Source organism: Xanthobacter sp. BG11Y11_SDJG (genome assembly GCF_057364445.1).
On the sequence record NZ_JBNFNU010000648.1, the window covers coordinates 1 to 1,428 of the forward strand.

Consider the following 1,428-nt stretch of genomic DNA (forward strand, 5'->3'; position numbering starts at 1 on the left):
GATGCCGCAAACGCGGGGCGCGCGGCTCGCGGTCCGCCCGCCCGCCGGGCTCGCGGTGATCCGCTCGGGCGTCTCCTGGGCCGCCTGCGGGCCGGAGCAGCGCGACAGCTACGAGCGCAATGTCCGGCCGAAGCTCGATGCCGGCATGGACTATCTGCGGCGCAATCCGTGCGAGGCCGGCTGCCCCGCGCTGCGGCAGGTGAGGCTGACCGACGCGGCAGGAGCGCCGCTGGAAGAGGCCTATTCGCTCGGCCATTTCCTCTCGCTCGGGCATCTGGAGGCCTGGGCGATGCACCACCCGACCCATCTCGCCATCTATCACCGCGCCCTCGCCGAACGCCGGAAGTACCAGGAGGCGCTGGAACTGCGGACCTACAACGAAATCTATGTGCTCGACCATGACGCGCCCGACTTCGAGTATGTCAATTGCGATGGGGGCACCGGGCTGCTGGGCTATTTTCCCGCCCGCGTGCTGGAACCGGCCGGCTGACGCGCTGCCGCGATGACTGCCGATCCCCAGTTCGCGACCATGGCGCTCGCCTTGTCGGCCGTCGTGGCTGCAGCGGCCGTGCTGCGCGGTTTCACCGGCTTCGGCTTCGGCCTGTTCGCCATGCCCTTCGCGTCCTTGTTCATGGACCCGGTGCGCGCCGTGCCGGTGGTCCTCTCGCTCCAGCTGGCGTCCGGCGCGGTGACGCTGCGCAGCGATCTTGCGACCGTGGACCGGCACAGCAGCGCCGCCATCGCCGTGGCCGGGCTGCCGTTCGTCGCGCTCGGCGCGGTGCTGCTGCTCTCGCGCCGCAGGACATGGTGCGGCTCCTGGTGGGCCTCGTGACCGTGGCGGCCGCCGTGGGGCTGGCGTTGGCACCGCCGGTGCGCACGCCGCGCCCCGGCCTCGCGGTCACGCTCGCCACGGGGGCGTCCTCGGGGTTCCTGCAGGGCCTCGTGGCCATGGGCGGACCGCCGCTCACCGCCTTCTACCTGCGCGGCTGGTTCACGCCGGCGGCCGCGCGTGCCTCCATGACGCTGGTGTTCTCGCTGTTCTGCGCGGCGCCGCTGCTGCTCGGCGCCCTCGCCGGCCAGATCACCGGCCGGGACGTGGCGCTCGCCGCCCTGCTCCTGCCGGCGCTGGTGCTCGGCACGCTCGCCGGCGGCTGGCTGTTCCGCCGCTTGCCGGGCGGACATCGGCGCGTGGCGCTGATCGCCCTCGGCCTCGTCGGCGCGATGGCCGCATCGCGCGGCGCCTTGATGCTGTTCTAGCGCCCTGCCGGCGGCACGCCGCGATCCGGCGGCGGAGGAAAAGGCCAGGAACGGGATTGGCTGGGGGACTAGGATTCGAACCTAGATTAACGGAGTCAGAGTCCGCTGTTCTACCGTTGAACTATCCCCACCAGACCGCCTCGCAGCGGGCGGCGGCGGCGCGGGGCGGAG

General features: G+C 72.4%; 1 protein-coding gene, 1 tRNA gene and 1 pseudogene. 2 read left to right on the forward strand and 1 reads right to left on the reverse strand.

Annotated elements, in window-relative coordinates:
* A partial coding sequence (locus tag AC2W7M_RS25375; protein WP_486135874.1) for a phenylacetaldoxime dehydratase family protein occupies positions 1–490 on the forward strand: 490 nt, incomplete at its 5' end.
* A gap of 39 nt (positions 491–529) precedes the next feature.
* A pseudogene (locus AC2W7M_RS25380) lies at positions 530–1,257 on the forward strand (TSUP family transporter).
* Positions 1,258–1,314: 57 nt separating this feature from the next.
* On the opposite strand, the gene AC2W7M_RS25385 reads toward AC2W7M_RS25380, so the two are convergent.
* Positions 1,315–1,390: transfer RNA gene (locus tag AC2W7M_RS25385), tRNA-Gln, on the reverse strand.
* Between the last annotated feature and the right edge of the window lie 38 nt (positions 1,391–1,428).